Origin of the sequence: Pseudomonas sp. NUPR-001 (genome assembly GCF_052147955.1) — a bacterium.
Taxonomy (GTDB): Bacteria; Pseudomonadota; Gammaproteobacteria; order Pseudomonadales; family Pseudomonadaceae; genus Aquipseudomonas.
On the sequence record NZ_CP197353.1, the window covers coordinates 3,969,526 to 3,984,983 of the forward strand.

The 15,458-nt window shown below is 61.1% G+C and carries 15 protein-coding genes; 1 reads left to right on the forward strand and 14 read right to left on the reverse strand.

Annotation, left to right across the window (positions count from 1 at the left end; all coding sequences use genetic code 11):
- Nucleotides 1-46 precede the first annotated feature (46 nt).
- On the forward strand, nucleotides 47-451 hold the full coding sequence (locus ACP6KB_RS17985; RefSeq protein ID WP_442108688.1) for a hypothetical protein: 405 nt from the start codon (nucleotides 47-49) through the stop codon (nucleotides 449-451).
- Here the strand turns inward: ACP6KB_RS17985 and ACP6KB_RS17990 are convergent, their stop codons facing one another.
- From ACP6KB_RS17990 to ACP6KB_RS18055, 14 genes are read right to left on the reverse strand one after another with little or no spacing between them, the layout of a single operon-like run.
- Nucleotides 452-3,007 (reverse strand): hypothetical protein, encoded by a 2,556-nt coding sequence (locus ACP6KB_RS17990; protein ID WP_442108689.1) that lies wholly within the window; start codon nucleotides 3,005-3,007, stop codon nucleotides 452-454.
- Nucleotides 3,007-4,974, reverse strand: a complete 1,968-nt coding sequence (locus ACP6KB_RS17995; protein WP_442108690.1) for a hypothetical protein — start codon at nucleotides 4,972-4,974, stop codon at nucleotides 3,007-3,009. Before ACP6KB_RS17995 ends, ACP6KB_RS17990 begins: the two co-directional genes overlap by 1 nt.
- Nucleotides 4,971-6,974 (reverse strand): hypothetical protein, encoded by a 2,004-nt coding sequence (locus tag ACP6KB_RS18000; protein WP_442108691.1) that lies wholly within the window; start codon nucleotides 6,972-6,974, stop codon nucleotides 4,971-4,973. Before ACP6KB_RS18000 ends, ACP6KB_RS17995 begins: the two co-directional genes overlap by 4 nt.
- Before the next feature lie 41 nt (nucleotides 6,975-7,015).
- Nucleotides 7,016-7,474, reverse strand: a complete 459-nt coding sequence (locus ACP6KB_RS18005) for a hypothetical protein (protein ID WP_442108692.1) — start codon at nucleotides 7,472-7,474, stop codon at nucleotides 7,016-7,018.
- Nucleotides 7,474-7,920, reverse strand: a complete 447-nt coding sequence (locus ACP6KB_RS18010; RefSeq protein WP_442108693.1) for a hypothetical protein — start codon at nucleotides 7,918-7,920, stop codon at nucleotides 7,474-7,476. The genes ACP6KB_RS18005 and ACP6KB_RS18010 overlap by 1 nt, the downstream gene beginning before the upstream one ends.
- On the reverse strand, nucleotides 7,901-10,225 hold the full coding sequence (locus ACP6KB_RS18015) for a hypothetical protein (protein ID WP_442108694.1): 2,325 nt from the start codon (nucleotides 10,223-10,225) through the stop codon (nucleotides 7,901-7,903). Before ACP6KB_RS18015 ends, ACP6KB_RS18010 begins: the two co-directional genes overlap by 20 nt.
- Nucleotides 10,222-10,857: a hypothetical protein gene (locus tag ACP6KB_RS18020; RefSeq protein ID WP_442108695.1), complete on the reverse strand. Its 636-nt coding sequence runs from the start codon at nucleotides 10,855-10,857 to the stop codon at nucleotides 10,222-10,224. Before ACP6KB_RS18020 ends, ACP6KB_RS18015 begins: the two co-directional genes overlap by 4 nt.
- Before the next feature lie 56 nt (nucleotides 10,858-10,913).
- Nucleotides 10,914-11,159 (reverse strand): hypothetical protein, encoded by a 246-nt coding sequence (locus ACP6KB_RS18025; RefSeq protein WP_442108696.1) that lies wholly within the window; start codon nucleotides 11,157-11,159, stop codon nucleotides 10,914-10,916.
- Nucleotides 11,152-11,544 carry a Bbp16 family capsid cement protein gene (locus tag ACP6KB_RS18030; protein WP_442108697.1) on the reverse strand — a complete coding sequence of 131 codons (393 nt, stop codon included), beginning with the start codon at nucleotides 11,542-11,544 and terminating at the stop codon, nucleotides 11,152-11,154. Before ACP6KB_RS18030 ends, ACP6KB_RS18025 begins: the two co-directional genes overlap by 8 nt.
- Nucleotides 11,545-11,557: 13 nt before the next feature.
- Nucleotides 11,558-12,553: a major capsid protein gene (locus ACP6KB_RS18035; RefSeq protein WP_442108698.1), complete on the reverse strand. Its 996-nt coding sequence runs from the start codon at nucleotides 12,551-12,553 to the stop codon at nucleotides 11,558-11,560.
- Between the two features lie 16 nt (nucleotides 12,554-12,569).
- On the reverse strand, nucleotides 12,570-13,190 hold the full coding sequence (locus ACP6KB_RS18040; protein WP_442108699.1) for a hypothetical protein: 621 nt from the start codon (nucleotides 13,188-13,190) through the stop codon (nucleotides 12,570-12,572).
- Entirely contained in the window at nucleotides 13,187-13,498 is a 312-nt protein-coding gene (locus tag ACP6KB_RS18045; RefSeq protein ID WP_442108700.1) for a hypothetical protein, read from the reverse strand. Before ACP6KB_RS18045 ends, ACP6KB_RS18040 begins: the two co-directional genes overlap by 4 nt.
- Nucleotides 13,499-15,187: a portal protein gene (locus ACP6KB_RS18050; protein WP_442108701.1), complete on the reverse strand. Its 1,689-nt coding sequence runs from the start codon at nucleotides 15,185-15,187 to the stop codon at nucleotides 13,499-13,501. It abuts the gene before it with no gap.
- Between the two features lie 2 nt (nucleotides 15,188-15,189).
- A complete protein-coding gene (locus ACP6KB_RS18055) occupies nucleotides 15,190-15,453 on the reverse strand; it encodes a hypothetical protein (protein ID WP_442108702.1) in 264 nt (87 codons plus the stop codon).
- Nucleotides 15,454-15,458: the final 5 nt, after the last annotated feature.

A 15,458-nucleotide genomic window follows, 5' to 3' on the forward strand; every position in this document is an offset into this window, starting at 1 on the left:
TCTAGCCTTCGACCAAAGTTCGCAGCCTAGTCACAAGGAAACTCACATGAAGGTAGTTATCACCGCAGCGGCACTGGCTATGATTAGCGGCTGCGTGAGCGATCAGGCCACCGTTAATGAGCTGGTCAGGTACGAAGGCCTGCCGCTAGACCAGTTCGTTATTGCGAACAGCGCACCGACCAACAGCTACAAACTTGCCGATGGCAACACCATCAATTACTGGTCCAGTTCGAGAAACGTGTATGTGCCTGGCTCGGCAGCCACGACATTCAGCGGCAATCAGGCCTACACCCAGCAACTCAGCGGTGGCGACATAAACACGGAGTGCCAACTGGACCTGCTCACCGACACTCAAGGAATCATCCAAAAAGTTACGATGCGAAAGAACACAATTGGGTACTGGACTAGCTCGGCATGCCATGAGTACGTTCGATACCCCAGCGATACCTGATTAATGTCCAGCGGCAGCCCCTAAGTCTGGCGACCTGGCTGGGCTCATTTCCCCTGGCTCCCACCAATAGCCTTGGCCGAACTCACGCTGTGCACGGCGCTGCATGCGGTTCAGGTACCCCGGCGAGAAGTATTCCTGCAGCTGGTGGAAGATCATGTGATCGGTGGCCGCCTTGGTGTACCAGAGGTTCGCCCCAGGCAGGTGGCCTTTGCCGAGTTGGATCAGGCGAGCGCCGATCACATCAGCGTCGCGATCTCCCAAAGCTGCATCGGCAGTAATCCCACGCAGGTTTAGGAGCGTTTCAAGGTCGCCGGCCAGTGGGCCGCCAAATGCCGCAAGCGCCGAAGTCCCGCCTTGCGTGGTGTTGGAGAAGAGGAAGTCGCCGTACAGCGAAAGCGCGCCCCCCTTGAGCATCGAGGCCAGCCCGAAGCGCAAACCTGGCACACCGCCCAGTTCGTCGTCCAGCATGTTCTTGGGGTCGCGACCCGATGCGATCTCGTTGACTTGGGTAGCAATGGCGCCAAGTACTGTTGCGGTGGCGAACAGAGCTGCACCGTACCCAGCCTTGCCCCACCCAGTTTCCTGAGACATTGCACGCCGCCAATGCTTCATGATCATCGACACCGGGAACGACTTGAACTGCCAGAAGCTTCGCATGATTTCGCCGCTCCAGGTGCCACGCTGGTTGTTGCCGTGCATGAAAGCTCGCTCACGGGCGCCAGGCGCCGGGATCGCCATGTTTGTTTCGTCCAGCACCATTCCCAGTAGGCGGGTGGCGGCCTGCTCCCGCAGGCGCGTAGGCGAAACCCCAGCCTGCTTAGCCAGTGGCGTCAGGTCGGCATCTGAAATGCCGTAGATGCTTCCCGGGGTCAGCACCTGGTCACCCGCGCCGCGCCAGTCTTCCGGCTTGGCCAGGCGCCATACCGACCAATCCTGATCAGTGATGCCGCGCTGTTGCATCAGCTTGCGGTCGCCCTCTTCCAGGGCTGCCATGGAATCGAACCGGCGCGTGAGGTCGCCAGTGACATCCATCATGGTGGCCCCGAAGGCCCGGCGGTTGCCGGCGTCGATGGCATTCATGCCGGAGAGCTGCATGACCTTGGTGGCGGCAGCTTGCGACCACTTTGCAGCGCGGCCTGCAATCTCTGCATCGGTGCCAAGCCCTTCCTCACCCCAGCGCGCCAAGCTGCCGATCAGTTGATCGATGCCCAGGCCGGCGCGCATGGCCAGGCGCCGGTGGCTGGCGTTGGCCGGGTTGAGCATGCGCAGCTCGTTACCCAGCACCTTCATTACGGGCATGCCGTTCATCTTGGCAACCAGCGCCAGCGTCCCCTGGTCGCTGAGCCCGGTGATCACTGCCGAACCCAGCTTGCCCGCCACGTTGGTGGCGCGGTAGGTGTCGAAGGCGCTGGCCAGCGCGGCCGATGCCGGTGGCTCACGGGTACCAGCCACCTCGGTATACAGCTGCTCCAGGCGCTTCACGCGCTTATCGATCTTGGCCTTTTCCTCGGGCTTGGCCTGAGTCATCTGCTTGGCGGCCGTATCGGTGTGGTACCGCATGGCGTGGTTGGGGTTTGGCCCCATTGCCTCGATCAGCGCGATGTCGCGGGCGGCTCGGTCGATGTGCCCGAACATCAGGTCCATCAGGCCTTTGTCACCGTACTTGGCCTGGGCCGCAAGGTAGGCGTCGGCATCGCGGTAATGGATCTGGCGCGACTCGCTGCCGCGATTGGCGCGGGCGCCGTTGCCCATGGCCCGGCCAGGCTCCAGCTTGTTCACGCCACCGGTGGCCACCGTCTCCCAGGCGTTGGTGAAGAAGTCAGCCAGCTCGGCGTCGTTCATCCGGGTGCCATCGGCCTTGAAGTACTTGGATCGGTTCGCCCACTGCACATGGTCGGCAATCCACTGATCTTTGGCCCTGGCCACTTTCAGTTGGCTGTGGCTGCGTGGGATCGCCCAGTCATCGAGGTAGCCGACATCGCCGCCGGCGCGGTTGAAGCGCTCACGCAGGCGATTGGCAACATCGGCGAATTGCTTGGCCCCGACCTTCGCCTCTGGCACACCGCTGTCCTGGCCGTGCAGTTCCTGCACCAGGGCCCGGGCCTTTGCCTCGTCCGCGAAGAGACCGAGGAGCTTGCCACGCGTCATATCGATGGCTTCGAGCATGGATGACATGGCTTCATCCCGGATCGCGCGGCTGGACGACTCGATCGACATGATGCCGGGATAGTCCGAGGCGAAGGCCAGCAGGCGATCCAGGCCCTTGAGGGGATCATCGGGGAACTGGGCCATGACGTTCTGCACCCGGTCATGCGCCAGGATGGTCAGCGCAACCCGCTGCTTCTTCTTGGCGGCCTCGGCCTGCAGCTCCTTGGCAGCGGCATTGGCGGCTTCAGTCAGCCGATCCGACGAAGTCTTCATCTGCCAAGCCTGCGGGTCTGCCTGGGCAAGTTGGCGCATGTTGCGGCTGATTCGGCCTTCAATGTCCTTGATTTGTTCCTGGGTGAGTGAACGGCCGATGGCCTGCTGAACCGCCTGGATACATTGCTGTTTCATCAGTTACCGAACCTCAGCGCGCACAGGGCGGCAGCAAGGAAGCCTTTGGAGTCGTTGGCAGCCTGGGCGATTTCGGCGTCAGCCTCGGCCAGGAGTTCACGAGCGGAGACGGTCACCGGTGTGCCGTCCTCGTTGATGGCGCCAGTAGGCACCTGCAGGTCACGTTCGCCCGCGGCTACTGCGTCGAGCAGCGCCGGCAATGCTGGGTCGATTCCGTCAATGGGAGTCGAACCAGGGAGGCCTGCAACGCTTTCCGCTGCCGGCGTTACGCTTTCGGCGCCAGGTGTTTCGGCTTGGGCCGATACTGTTTCAGGTGCTGTGGGAGCGGAACCACTGGTTTCAGCCTGCTGATTGGCCTGCGGCCCCCGTGGTTGCTGGACTTCACCTGTGGGAGCGGAATCGCTTACTGGCGTGCGCGGCTCGACTGCTGGCGCGGGCTCTTCGATCAGCTGGCCGCTCTCGCGCAGCATGCGCTGGATGTCCTCGGCTGCCAGGCGGTTTAGGGCCATGCCGTGATCCGGTGCCACGCTGCTGGCCAGGGCGGAGCGCTTGAAGGCGCTGCCGATCTGCTCGGCGCGTTGATCCACCTGTTTTTGCAGTCGTGCCGGGGTTTCGCCTCGATCCATGGCGGCCAGCTCGGACCGGGCGCGCTCGGCGGCACGGTTGCCTTCCAGCTGCTGATTCAACTCATCGATGCGAGCTTGGGTATAAACACGCTGCTCGTCGATGGCCTGCCGCTGCTGGGCAATACTGTCACGGGCCGCCCGCTCGGCCTGCTTGCGGGTCATGCGCTGCTGCTGGAATTCCTTGGCAGCCTGCCGGTAGGTGTTGCCAGCTGCTTCGTGCGCCTGGTCCAGTTCGTTAAGGCTGCGGCGTAGGCCGGTCACTTCGGCACGAATGTCGCGGACGTTGGGTAGGCCTACTGCCGCCACTGGCTCAAGCTCGGCCCTGGCAGTGGCGAACACCTCTTGCTGCGCCTGATCACGCACCACCGCTTCCTCGGGGCCGACGCGGTTGGAGCGGATGAAAGCGGTATCGTCCATGAGGCCGGTGACGTTGACCGGTTCGCCACGGCTCATCTGCTCGAGCGCAAGGTCCAGGGCATTCTGGTGTGCAGCGCTCGACCGGGCGTTGACCGGCGCCCCAGGTGCCGTACCGTGCTGGGCGTGCAGCCCATTGTTGCCAGCCAAGGCGGCGTCGACGGTTTCAGGTGATGCTGCTGGAGCGCCCGACATGGCCCGGCCAAGCCCCCAGAAAGCGCCACCGAGCAGGCCGTCGATAGCCATGGCCTGGGCATCCAGCGCCCTATACTGCTGGGCCTGCTGGGTGTAGCCGTTGCTCTCCAGCACCTGGCCAACACCCCCGCGAGCCACGGCACCAAGCGCAACGTTGGCGCCAGCCGTTGCGGCAAGGTCTGCAACCGGCTGGGCCAGCAGGCGGGCCGCCGGCAGGAATGCACCGGCAGCCAAGGTACCGCCCTCGATCGCGCCTGCAAGCGCCGCGGTCTTGGGATCTACGCCCTCCCCACGCAACTCACTGAAACGCTGCTCACCCATGGAGAGGCCTACGCCGCCGGCGGCAACCGGCAGGCCGCCAGAAGCAGCGCCGAACGCGAAGCGGGTACCGACATCGCCAAGACCGAAGAGGATCTGCGCGGCTGTGCCGTTGGTTTGGGCGTCCGGGCGCAGGCGCTCGGTCACCGCCAGGCGCTGCTGGCCAATGGCGGCGCGCCTTGCGATCTCTTCTTCATCGGTTGGCACTTCGAACAGGATGGCCTGGTCCGGGTCGTTGCCGTATTGGGCCGCCTGCAGGGCCAACTGGGTGGCGCCCTGAGCGATACCGCTGAATAGAGCGGTACCAGATCCATCCCAGAACTTCGGCTCCGGCGGGGTCAAAGCAGGATTGGCCAGCGCATCCTGCTCCAGGGCCAGCTGATCGTTGAACGATAGGTCGGTGACAAAGCTCACTGGCCACCCCCATTCACGTTGAGCATCAGCGGTTTTCCATCGACGCCGTACTTGTACTGGTTACCCTGCATTACGTAGTAGACGCCGTCACGGGCCTGGCGCAGGGTCAGCGCGCTTGCCGTTGCCAGGTCCTGATCGCTCATGCCCTGGGCCTTCATCGTTTGCACAAGTGCTTGCTGGGCTGCGTTTTTAAAGGTGTCGCCCGGCATCCCCCATGGCGCCACCGTGGACGAACCGTTGAAGTCAACAACGTCACCCACGGTGGCCTTGATGGCCCTCTTCATCAGCGCGTTATTCACCTCGCCCGATACGTCACCCGCTTCGGCCGCAGCCCCGGTGTAATAGGACTTCACGGCCTGTGCGGCCAGAGAGTACGACTGCGGTTGACCGGCAAACACAGTGCCAAGCTGCTTGCCCAGTGCCAGATCGAAGTCGGCCTGCTTTGGGATCGGAAACTTGCCGCCGCCGTCTTGGCCTTTCTGAGCCTTGGACTTGTTCAGGATCGATTCGCCCAAGACCATGGTCTTGGCCACGTCGCCACTGCTCACCACCTCATCGGGGCGGAACCAGTGCGTTCCGGTGGTCAGCGAGCGCTGCTTTCCGGCCAGGACACCGCTTAGCGCCCGAACGGGAGAATCAGGCGCGATCTGCTGCATAGCGCCGACGTATGCCTGGTCATCGCCCATGGCTGCATGCAGCTTCCCAAATAGCTGGGACTGCTGATCAGGGCTCATCTGCTCAAGCTGGGCTGATAGCGCCTTGGCTTCCTGGGGGAGAAGCGGTTTCAGCGCAACAGTTGGCCCGAATTGCTTCCGCATACCCTGAATTGCCGAGACACGATCCGACAGAACGGCTGGCAGGGCCTCAGAATTCAGATCAAGAGGCTCGATGTTTGCGCCAAGCTTCTGCTGGTAGTAGTCCAACGGGGCTTCGGCCATCATCTTTGCGTTGTTTTCAACAGCGCGCTGCAGCCTGTTCAGGTTGCTGGCCTGGGCAACGGTGCCACCATTATTCTGCAGATCGGCTTGTAGTTTGTTGACGTAGGCGGCCTGCTGGTCGATAGGCTGCCGAAGAACCTGCTGAGTCGCCACTTCCTGCTTGCGGAGCTCGTTGAACTCTGCAGCAGCCGGCGTGCCCTGCACCTGCCGCCCCCAGTTGGACCACGTCTCATCGGTGGCCGGAATGCCGCTGGCGATTTGGGTATTGATCTTGCCCAGGACCCGGTCGCCGCGAGCTTCCGCGCGCAGTTGCGCCATTTCAGCCTTCTGCTGCAGGCGCTCGACTTTGCCGTCAATGGAGCTGCCGATCTGGGTCAGGTCGTCGGCCGTAAGGTACTGCTGATACTGCTTGAGCGCTGCCTGCGCCTTGTACGGGTCTTGGGCCGCCTGCCGACGAAGGATGTCGGTGTACATGTTGCTGCTTGCCTTCTGGCGATTCGCGGCCAGCAGTTCTGGCGACCAGCCATTGCGCCGCCCTTGCAGCTCAAGGATTCCGTCGATCTTCAGCCGTGACTGGTCGATAGCAGCCGGATCGTTGAACTTCAGGGCTGCATCGTTCTGCGCGGTCGCAATGGCGCCAGCGTCTACGCCGTTCTTGTAGACCTGCTGCTCCTGAAACTCGTGCGAAGACCAACGGTTTTCAAGCTGGCTGCGCTGGCCGGCCAGGATGCGGCCAGCGATCTGGCGCTGCTTAGGCGTGCTCGCATTGTCCAGCACGCCTTGGGCATAGGTGTCCCATTCCTTCAGGCCAGCGGCAGTGCTGCCGAGCGCGTTGCCGCCCTTCTTGGCGAGAATGCCAGTATCAGGGTTAAAGGTGAGCGCGTTGGCTTGCTGCGTGGCTTTGCTGTCGGTATCGATGGCAAATGTCTGTTCGGCCTCCTGAACCTCGCGGCGGTACACGTCATCCAGGTTTGCGGCCAGGCTCGATACGCCACGAGCCAGGCCTGATGCATCGACAGATGCCTCAGTCACGCGCGGCGCTGCAGCAACCTCTGGCGCCACCCGGCGCAGCTGAGTCGGTGGAATTCGGACTGCCATGCTAGTTACCTGCTGTACATGTTGTAGGCCTGACCGCCGCCGGACAGCAGCGAGCCGAAGGCGTTAAGGCGGCGGGTGCGGAAGTCTGCCTTCGCCTGCTTGATGCCCTCGTTGCCCTGATCGACAAGCCCCATGGCTTGATTGAAGGCGTTGCGGCGTAGTTGGTCTGCGTCCTGGCGCGCAAGATCAATGGTGTCCTGCTCAACCCTACCAGCAGTGCCCTCACCCACGACCACTCCATTGGCGGCGTATCCGGTGCGCTGACTGGCGGCAGTTTGCCTGCCCTGCTCGTTTGCCAAGTCTGCGGCGAAATCTCCTTGCGCGATCACGTCGCGCGCCTGATCGTCCAAGTAGCGCTGCTGACGATTGGCGGCGCGAACGCCCTCTTTCCCCTGCTGGATCTGCGAATAGGCATTCAGCAGGCCGCCACCTGCCGCCAGGCCTGCGCCTGCTGCTGCACCCATCAGAACCCCCTCAATGTCATTGGATGGAACAACTCGCCACTGGCCCCGTAGGGGATGGCGTCGTGCATTTCGAAGCCGAGCCAGCGAAGCCAGCGCAGGGCCTTGGCATAGCGAGCGTCGGTGTAATTGATCAGCACCTGGTGGCGCTTGCGCATCTGTGCGACCTCGCGGTCACATGCCACCAGGAATGCGCGTCGATACTTGGCGATCTCGGTGGTGCTGATGAGCCACGGCACACCGACCCGGTCGTCGTGCTTGATTTCACCGAAGATCGCCACCACACGGCCACCCATAACGAAAGCCTGGGCCTTCTCGCTGATACCCAGCGAGTGGCGCAGCTCCTGCTCGACGGTAAGCCCGCGCAGGCATTCGAACTCGCGGCGGTCTTCCTGCCGCGCATTGGCCACGGCCTGGGCAATCAGATATTCATCCACCGGCATGAACATTCGGCATGATCCCCAGAATGGTCAGTGGAAGCGGGTCACTCTGGCGGATCACCACGCGGCCGTTGTTGTTCCAGTTGGCCGGAATCACCATTTCTGCGCGTCCAGTCAACAGCTCAATGGACTCGCCATAGTTCTCTGTGGAGCGCTGCTTGTATTCTTTTAGGTGGTCGAGATCAGGACCAGCGAAGATGCCCCGGCTTTCCTGGCAAAGCACAGTCAGTTGATTGACGCGCTTCTGGTTAGCCAAGAAGGCCTGCTGGCTGGAAAGAGTAATGTCCAGTGTTTCGAAGTCAGCCGTGATCTGAAGGCCGACATGCACCACCAATGCCGGGCCGTCCAACGTGACAGCTCCGCCGGTGACAACCATCTGAGGCGCAACGTTACCGTCTCCTAGCGCGCTGACGGTCTTGCCTTCGAGGTGGGCAAGGCCAGAAATGGTGGTTGCCGCAATTCCCCAGCGGGTCGCGCTCACCCCGCGCAAACTCTCTGGAACCAAGGTCTGCGGCTCGACGGTAACGGCAGTTGGTGACGTGTAGCCAGTGATCTTGACGGTCAACAGATCACCGATTGATTTCTCAGTGCCGCCGCCGTACATGACCACGCTACGGCCTATCATGCCGACATCAAACGTTGCTGCACTCGTGGATAGAGTCAGTGGGTTCGGGTATTTCCAGTCTGTTCCACCCGTCAAAACAGCTGTTCCGGTGCGACGACCATCATAGGTCAGGCCGCAGTCCACGAAGAATGCCCGGTCAAACCAGTAGTCACCGCTGCCTGATTTTTTGAGCTGTCGGCTCTGCAGGCGCTCGATGTAGCGTTTCGTGACGCCATTGATGGATCGCTTGACGATCAGGTAGACGGCGTCCTCATCGTCTTCTGGGACGCTTGCCACCGACTCGACCTGACCATCGGTGTCATGCCAGTGCCAGGCGTAGACCTGCTGATCTGGCAGGAAGGTGAAACCCAACAGCATCCCGTCGTTGCGGACCATCCACAGAATACCGTTTGGCGCCAGGCTGAATGCCATATCGCGGACGGTGTAGCCGCGCAGCAGGTGCGATGACAGAACGCTCACATCTTGCGGCTGGAAGCCGTCAGCCACGTAGTTGAATGCCAGGGTCGAGAGCTTCCCACCGCGAGCCTGAACATAGAGCGCGGTGTTCGCGTAGATCGCTGGAGTCACGTTGCTCGAGCCGAAGTAACTCTGCTCAATGGCTGAAATATTGTCCTTGGTCACGCCGGAGTCGGTACCGCCAGAAATGGCGATTTCTGCGCCAGAGGTCATTGCCAGCAGATCACGCAGCGACACCAGGTGCCTGATCTGATTGACCTGTTCACTGGCAATGATGAACTCGATGCCGTCGTCGTCCTTGGCTGGATCGGAGTAGCCGAAGTTATGGAAGTCACCGGTGCGGCTCATCCATACGGTCTGCGGGTTGTTCTTGCTGGCAGCGAGCACCATGCGCTGCTGGAAGAAGCCGACCACCGAAGGGTTGTTTCCACCGGTAAACGGGTTGTACCCGATCGGTACCGTGTTGTCGGTTTCCGGGGTGATGTTGATGTCGTTGAATGTGGTGCCGACTGACTGTCCGATGAAGCCGAACACCCCGGAAGACTTGTTCTTGTACACGTTGTAGTGGTCTGCCCCAGAAACTGCAGTCCAGCTCAGGGTTGCGCCTGGCTTGTTGTCCCAGCTGTTGACTGTCGCGGTATTACTGGCCCAGGACTCGACCGAGCCCGTGGATATGCTACTGACCGCCGTTACCTTGTACTGGTATTCGGTCGTGTCGCCGGTGCCCCCAGATCGCGGCGAGGCAGCAAGTCCAGCTGGCGCTGCAATGCCGGGCTCGAAGGTAATTGCCGTCAGCGTCCAGTTTGTCGGCGCCAGTCGTGCCAGCTCACGCGGGGGGTGATCCTGATGAACGATGGTCATCACGTCGGCCGACTGGGTGAACTTCAAATCGAACAACTGAGCAGAGGTGTACGGAGATGCGATCTCATAAGGCAGGCCGCCACTGATTACCTGGCCGCCCATGCTGATGAAGCGAATATACAGGTCGCCGAACTCCAGAATGTACGTCTGCTCGGTCGAGAACTGGAACGGGATCAGGCGTGCAGTGCTGGCACTGTTCTTGGTTTCTGCGATGAATTTTGTTCCTGCGCGGTTCTGCGCCCCACCCTCAGGAAGAACCTGGTAGTTGCGGCAGGTCTTGAGCGCCGTGTAGTAACGCCCAAGATCAACCCGGGCATAGGTTGCAGGGGAAACTTCACCAGCGCTGAACGACGGCTGAATGAGATCGGTCATGCGCCGCGCCCCGTGATAAACACCGATTCACGCGGATAGGTCGCAACCCCTTCATTCAGCGCTGCTGCAGCCGCCGCCAAGATCTCGGCCTTGTACATGCCCGCGCATTTCTCAACGATGGCATCGCTCTTGGACAGCGGCGCTGCAACCTGCGCAGCCAGGTACCACGACAGAGCCGAGACGAAGATCGGATCAAACATCTCAGGCGACTCGACCTTGACGGTGTACTCAATGGTTGCCGGCGAAACGCTTGTACTGATCAGGCGCTGACTGCCGCCGTTGATGATGCGGAACTTGATGTTCCGAATTTCGGGTAGCGGCGATTGCGGATCACAAGGCCATACCCCCTGTTGCCACGCGGTATTCACGATGCGGCGCACACGGATGCAGTCATTCGGCACCGCATACGCATAGGAAAATTCTGGGTTGGGATTGGTTTCAACTTCGGCCAGCTGCGCAAACGCAGTGGCAAAGCCCCAGTCGCAATCGGCGCGCAGCACATAATCGCGGCAGTTCTCGTAGAACTGGCCCAGCACCTCGGCCTCGACGCTTGCCTCAGACAGGTCATCGATGCGCGTGCTGTTCCCGATCCGGTACAGCGCCATGTTGCAAATGCCGATTACGGAGCTCATGAGGTCATCCCAGAAAAGAAAAAGGGCCCCGAAGGGCCCTTGAGGTGGTGCAGGTGTTACCCGCCTTTGACTTCGGCAAGCTTGGCGCGGAGCTTGTCCAGGCCTGATCGCTTGTCGACTTCGACGCCGTAGGTCAACAGTTCGGCAATGATGGATTCTTTCTCATCACCACCAGACTCATCGCCGCCGACCAGTTTCAGATTGCTACCTGGATTGTCGATTTCCAGAACAACGCGATAGCCCTTTTCATAGAGCTGTCCGTTGATAAACGAGCGCTCCAGCACTTCATAGGTCTTAGGCATTGGTCTGCACCCCTGCAACAACGCCAGCGGTGATCTTGCCCAGGGTTGGAGCAGTGCCGGTCACGGTGTAGTTAAGGCGCAGGTAGCGCTCGGTTTTCTGCGGCAGGGTGATTACTGGGGTTTGGTAACCGATTTTCAGGTCAGCCAGAGGCACAACCACAGAGAACAAACTGCGCGGCGAACTGAACCCCGAGTTGTCATCAGCCTGAAGCTCGATAGTCAAGCTGGTCAGGGTGTTGAAAGCCTCGACCACCTGGATGCACAGAGGAATGTCACCGGCGCGACCAACATCTTTTTGGTCTCCGCGATCGATAACGTCGGTCGAAGCAGCCGAGGCGGTGATTGCCTGGGCGTTCGACATGAGCAACTTTTTGTCGAAGAGCATGGTTCGTTCTCCTTTAAACGACGCGAGCTTCGGTATTGATCAACTCGTCGCAACGCTTGATCGGGATGCCGAGCAGTTCGGGGATCTTGCGGCCGGCGTACTCGCCGAGCGTCAGGTTGACGTTCTTCGAGTTCATGGCCTGCAGATGCAGGAAAGTCTGGATGGTGCGGTTGGCGTAGATCACGGTCTTGCCTTCGCCCTGCATCGGGTTTTCCAGCAGGTAGTAGGCCTTGATCATCTGCTCGATCAGCTTCGCACCCGATGCGGCATCGGAGGTCAGTAGGTTGACGTCGATGTTTGCCACGCGAGCGTTGGCGCGCCAGTCGCGAACGGACATGCCGATATCCCACTTGAAGTGGTCGCGGTAAGCCTGGAACTCGCCGCCGACATCATCCTTCACGGTGTCCTCACCGAGGTTGCGGTGCTGGAAACCGGCAACGCTGCCTTTCGGGTAGATCAGGTGGGTGGTCAGCTCGCCCCAGGTCACGAACCAGATCGATGTGTTGGTAGAGCCGGTACCGCCAGAGTCGACGATGTTCCGGCCCGATTCAGCCGCCAGCGAGTTGTAGCGCGGCGCGAGACCGAGGAACGCCTGAGGCTCCGCCTGGCTATTGCCGTAGAACATGTAGCGGGCGGCTTTGTTGTTGAAGCCCTGGAGCTTGCCCAGGTTCTCAGAGGCGCGGAAGGCATCGGCGTTACCACTGAGGTCGGCCAAAGCTTTGTCTACCAGACCGTAGTCTTCCATCATGCCAGTAGTGTCCAGCACTGGAACGGTGGTCGATTTGCTCGGCTGGATGCCTTGGTTGAACATCCGCCAGGTTGGCTCTGGGATGCCCGAGCGCATAGTGGTCTTGTGCTTGGAGCCGTCGTTGCACTCCATGTACTCGGCATCCATGAGGATGTCATTTTGTTTTGCCATCAGCTCCACGATCTTCATGATCTTCTGGGTGCTGTCCTGACGACTGAACTTGTCGATCAGGGTCGGCATGGTCGAGGTGAGAATTGCCACGTGCTACTCCTTGGCCTTACCGGAAGGCGTCAACGATGGATATTTCAGGTTTTGGGACTTCGGTGGTGGTGCGATGCAGCTTGCCCTCGGCCAATTGCTGGCCGACCTTGTGGAAGAAGCGAACGACTTCCGGGTGTGAGCCAAGGCCAGATTCCGCAAGCATCGTGGTGAGCTCTGGCGTTCCGTAGTCAGCCAAGGCCTGCTTAGCGATGGCGACGTTTGCGTCGAAGTTGGCACCGCCAAACGAGGCGTCGCTGCGCAGAGCGGTTTCCCACTCGCCGACCTGCTTGTTGCGGAAATCGACGGCCTGCTGCTGGCTGGCTTCATTGGCCGCCAGGGCACGCTGGGCGTCGAATGCAACGAGCTTGTCGGCCTGTTCCTGGGTCAGGCCCAGTTCCTTCAGCACTGGCGAGAATGCCGCCAGCTGCTCTTCGCTGATGGAGTAGCCTTCGGGCAGGTTGGAGAAGGCGTAGGCTTCAGGAACTACAGGCTTTGCGGCCTGCTCTTGCTGTTGTTGCTGGGCTTGCTGCTGGCCTTGATCCGTTGCAGCGGTCTGCTGCTCGGTGGTCACGGCCTGAGACGTCGCACTCTCGGTCCCGCTTGCGGTAGTGGTGGCGGTATCGACTGCATCGGTCATGGGGCAACCTCATCGGTTTTAGGGGTGTTCTCCCGCACCATGAGCAGGTACTGCTCGGGGCACAGGTCTCGGATTTCGTCTGAAAACTGGCGGCCTACCTCATACATGCCGAGGTAGTAGTTCTGTCGGCCGCCGTGGGTATCGAATAGGGTTGAGCGGGACTCAAAGCGCGAATCCACAAGCTGCTTCCAGGCAATGCGGCGACCACGCTGGTCACCCATGAGCCACTGAATGTCATCGCGCCTGCACCTTTGTTTCAGGCGCTCCGCCTCCTCCCGCTGCTGCGAGATCTCGTCTTCGTCGAACATTTACGCTCCGAGAATCTGGCCGAGCGCGTTGTCGCCCGTGACCTGGGTTTCAGACAGGAGTTTGGCGGCCTGCACGCCACTGGCCAGGGCCTGCTGGGCCTCTGCTTGTTGTTGCTGCTTGGCGCGCTGCTCGCGGATAGCTGCGACCTCTTCGTCGCCGCGAATGACCGTCGGAACCACACCAATGGCTTCGCCGTATTCATCTACCCATTGGTCGGCGTCGAACTTGTCGCGGACCTCTGGGAACGCGGCAGACAGGTTGCCGATGGTAGAGGCGATGCGCTCCAAGCCGGTGACAGCAGAGGCTTTCTGCGCCTGGGCCAGGATCGAGATGTAATCAGCCTCGACCACCGTGTCGGTGATCTCTTCTGGCGGCAGCGGCAGCAAGGGCTCGCCGTCGATGATGCCCGCCCAGATCGGCAGCGACTGGCGCAGCATGATGCCGAATACGCGCTCGATGATCGGGTCCAGGCCTTCGTAGTCAACGCGCTCAACCACCGGCCCAAGCATGGACATCTTCTCTTCACGCCGAGCGTTGATCTCTGTAGCCGTCCGGACATCGTCCATCTGGCTGATCATCAGGAACAGGTCGGTGTAGAACGAGCGCCGAATGCGGGTCGAGCACTGGGCGATCTTCGCTTCGATGGCTGCCAGCCACTGTGCGCTGGGCTCGTAGATCGGCGACATCTGGTTCTGGCCGCCAACCTGATCAACGTATGTGATCGAACCTGGTGTTGTAGAGCTTGGCTGTCCGCGCAAGGCTGCCGGGGCCTGCATGGCAGGGTTAGCGCCTGTTTCAACCAGTCGCGCCGAGTTGCGCTCGTATAGCTGCAGGGCTTTGATGTCGCCAAGGCAACGACGGCCCGGGCCAGTTCCGTAGCAATCACCCGGCAGTGCGTCCCAGCGCATTACCGCGACCGGAAATTCATGGTAGCCCTTGTGTTCGAGCACCTTGTCGGGCGGTGATGCCTTCTCCCACACCAGGCCAACGTAGGGCAGCAGCTTGCTGACCTTCGAGCCCGGCACGTGGTCGGCATTCGGCTCGACCATCTGCACGCAGTCGAACCATTGGTCTTGCCGTGATTCCTTGAGTGCGTTCTGCGCCTGTACGCTCAGATTGTCCTTGCCGAACCGCTCCGCCATCTGTGCGGCGGTCAGTTTGAACTCGCGGTAGAAGCTGTTGCATTTACCGTCCGAGCCATTGGCGACGTAGTACTCACCCGCCGTGAACACTTCACAGCGAATGCCAGTCTTCAGGTCGGCATCGATCCAGATTGCGCCAGTGCCGAACACGCCCATTTCCAGATAGGAAACGTGCTGGCAGTTGTAATAGTTGGAGCGCAGCAGAACGTCACGCATGCGCTCCGAGGCTTCGAACAGCCAGTCTTTGACCGGGCCGAACTCCATCGCCTCCTTGTCTTGCACAACCAGGTTGAACCAAGGACGCGATCGAGACGTAAGGCCCGACATCATGCCGGCGGCCAGGGCGCCGCTATCCTCGGTCGCCTCGTTGTTGATGATCTTGCTGTTGCGGCGGTCGCCCTTGTTGGCCTGCTGGTCACACAGCAGGCGGGATCGCATCGGTTGGATAAATTCGGACAGCTCGCGCCAGTTCGTCTCCCACGACGTGCGCTCATTCTTGAGCATGCCGAGCCGCTTCTCGGCCCTCTGACGCAGGGTGTCAGTCATCGTTATTGCCCCAGCAGCGTCTTGGTTGCAGTCGGCGCGGCCTGGGCATTTGCGCCACCAAGGATCGTTGACGACAGGCCGGCCGCCTTGGCGCGACGGCGCTTATCCTCTGCCAAGCCTTGCGCGGATTCATTGGACACGTCGTTGGTGTCAATCTGGTCGGCGGTGGTGGTGCCGGTCTTTGGTGCCTCGAAGGAGTCGCCAAGCACTTTGCCGGCCAGGCCAAGTGTGGCCACATTCGCTACTGCCTTGGCTGCTCCGCCCATGGCGT

What these genes read in the sequence shown, in the direction of transcription:
- ACP6KB_RS18040 (WP_442108699.1), bottom strand. Translation starts at nt 13,190, where the DNA reads ATGACCGATGCAGTCGATACCGCCACCACTACCGCAAGCGGGACCGAG.
- ACP6KB_RS18005 (WP_442108692.1), bottom strand. Translation starts at nt 7,474, where the DNA reads ATGGGTGCAGCAGCAGGCGCAGGCCTGGCGGCAGGTGGCGGCCTGCTG.
- ACP6KB_RS18025 (WP_442108696.1), bottom strand. Translation starts at nt 11,159, where the DNA reads ATGCCTAAGACCTATGAAGTGCTGGAGCGCTCGTTTATCAACGGACAG.
- ACP6KB_RS18045 (WP_442108700.1), bottom strand. Translation starts at nt 13,498, where the DNA reads ATGTTCGACGAAGACGAGATCTCGCAGCAGCGGGAGGAGGCGGAGCGC.
- ACP6KB_RS17990 (WP_442108689.1), bottom strand. Translation starts at nt 3,007, where the DNA reads ATGAAACAGCAATGTATCCAGGCGGTTCAGCAGGCCATCGGCCGTTCA.
- ACP6KB_RS18055 (WP_442108702.1), bottom strand. Translation starts at nt 15,453, where the DNA reads ATGGGCGGAGCAGCCAAGGCAGTAGCGAATGTGGCCACACTTGGCCTG.
- ACP6KB_RS18050 (WP_442108701.1), bottom strand. Translation starts at nt 15,187, where the DNA reads ATGACTGACACCCTGCGTCAGAGGGCCGAGAAGCGGCTCGGCATGCTC.
- ACP6KB_RS18010 (WP_442108693.1), bottom strand. Translation starts at nt 7,920, where the DNA reads ATGTTCATGCCGGTGGATGAATATCTGATTGCCCAGGCCGTGGCCAAT.
- ACP6KB_RS18020 (WP_442108695.1), bottom strand. Translation starts at nt 10,857, where the DNA reads ATGAGCTCCGTAATCGGCATTTGCAACATGGCGCTGTACCGGATCGGG.
- ACP6KB_RS18030 (WP_442108697.1), bottom strand. Translation starts at nt 11,544, where the DNA reads ATGCTCTTCGACAAAAAGTTGCTCATGTCGAACGCCCAGGCAATCACC.
- ACP6KB_RS18015 (WP_442108694.1), bottom strand. Translation starts at nt 10,225, where the DNA reads ATGACCGATCTCATTCAGCCGTCGTTCAGCGCTGGTGAAGTTTCCCCT.
- ACP6KB_RS17985 (WP_442108688.1), top strand. Translation starts at nt 47, where the DNA reads ATGAAGGTAGTTATCACCGCAGCGGCACTGGCTATGATTAGCGGCTGC.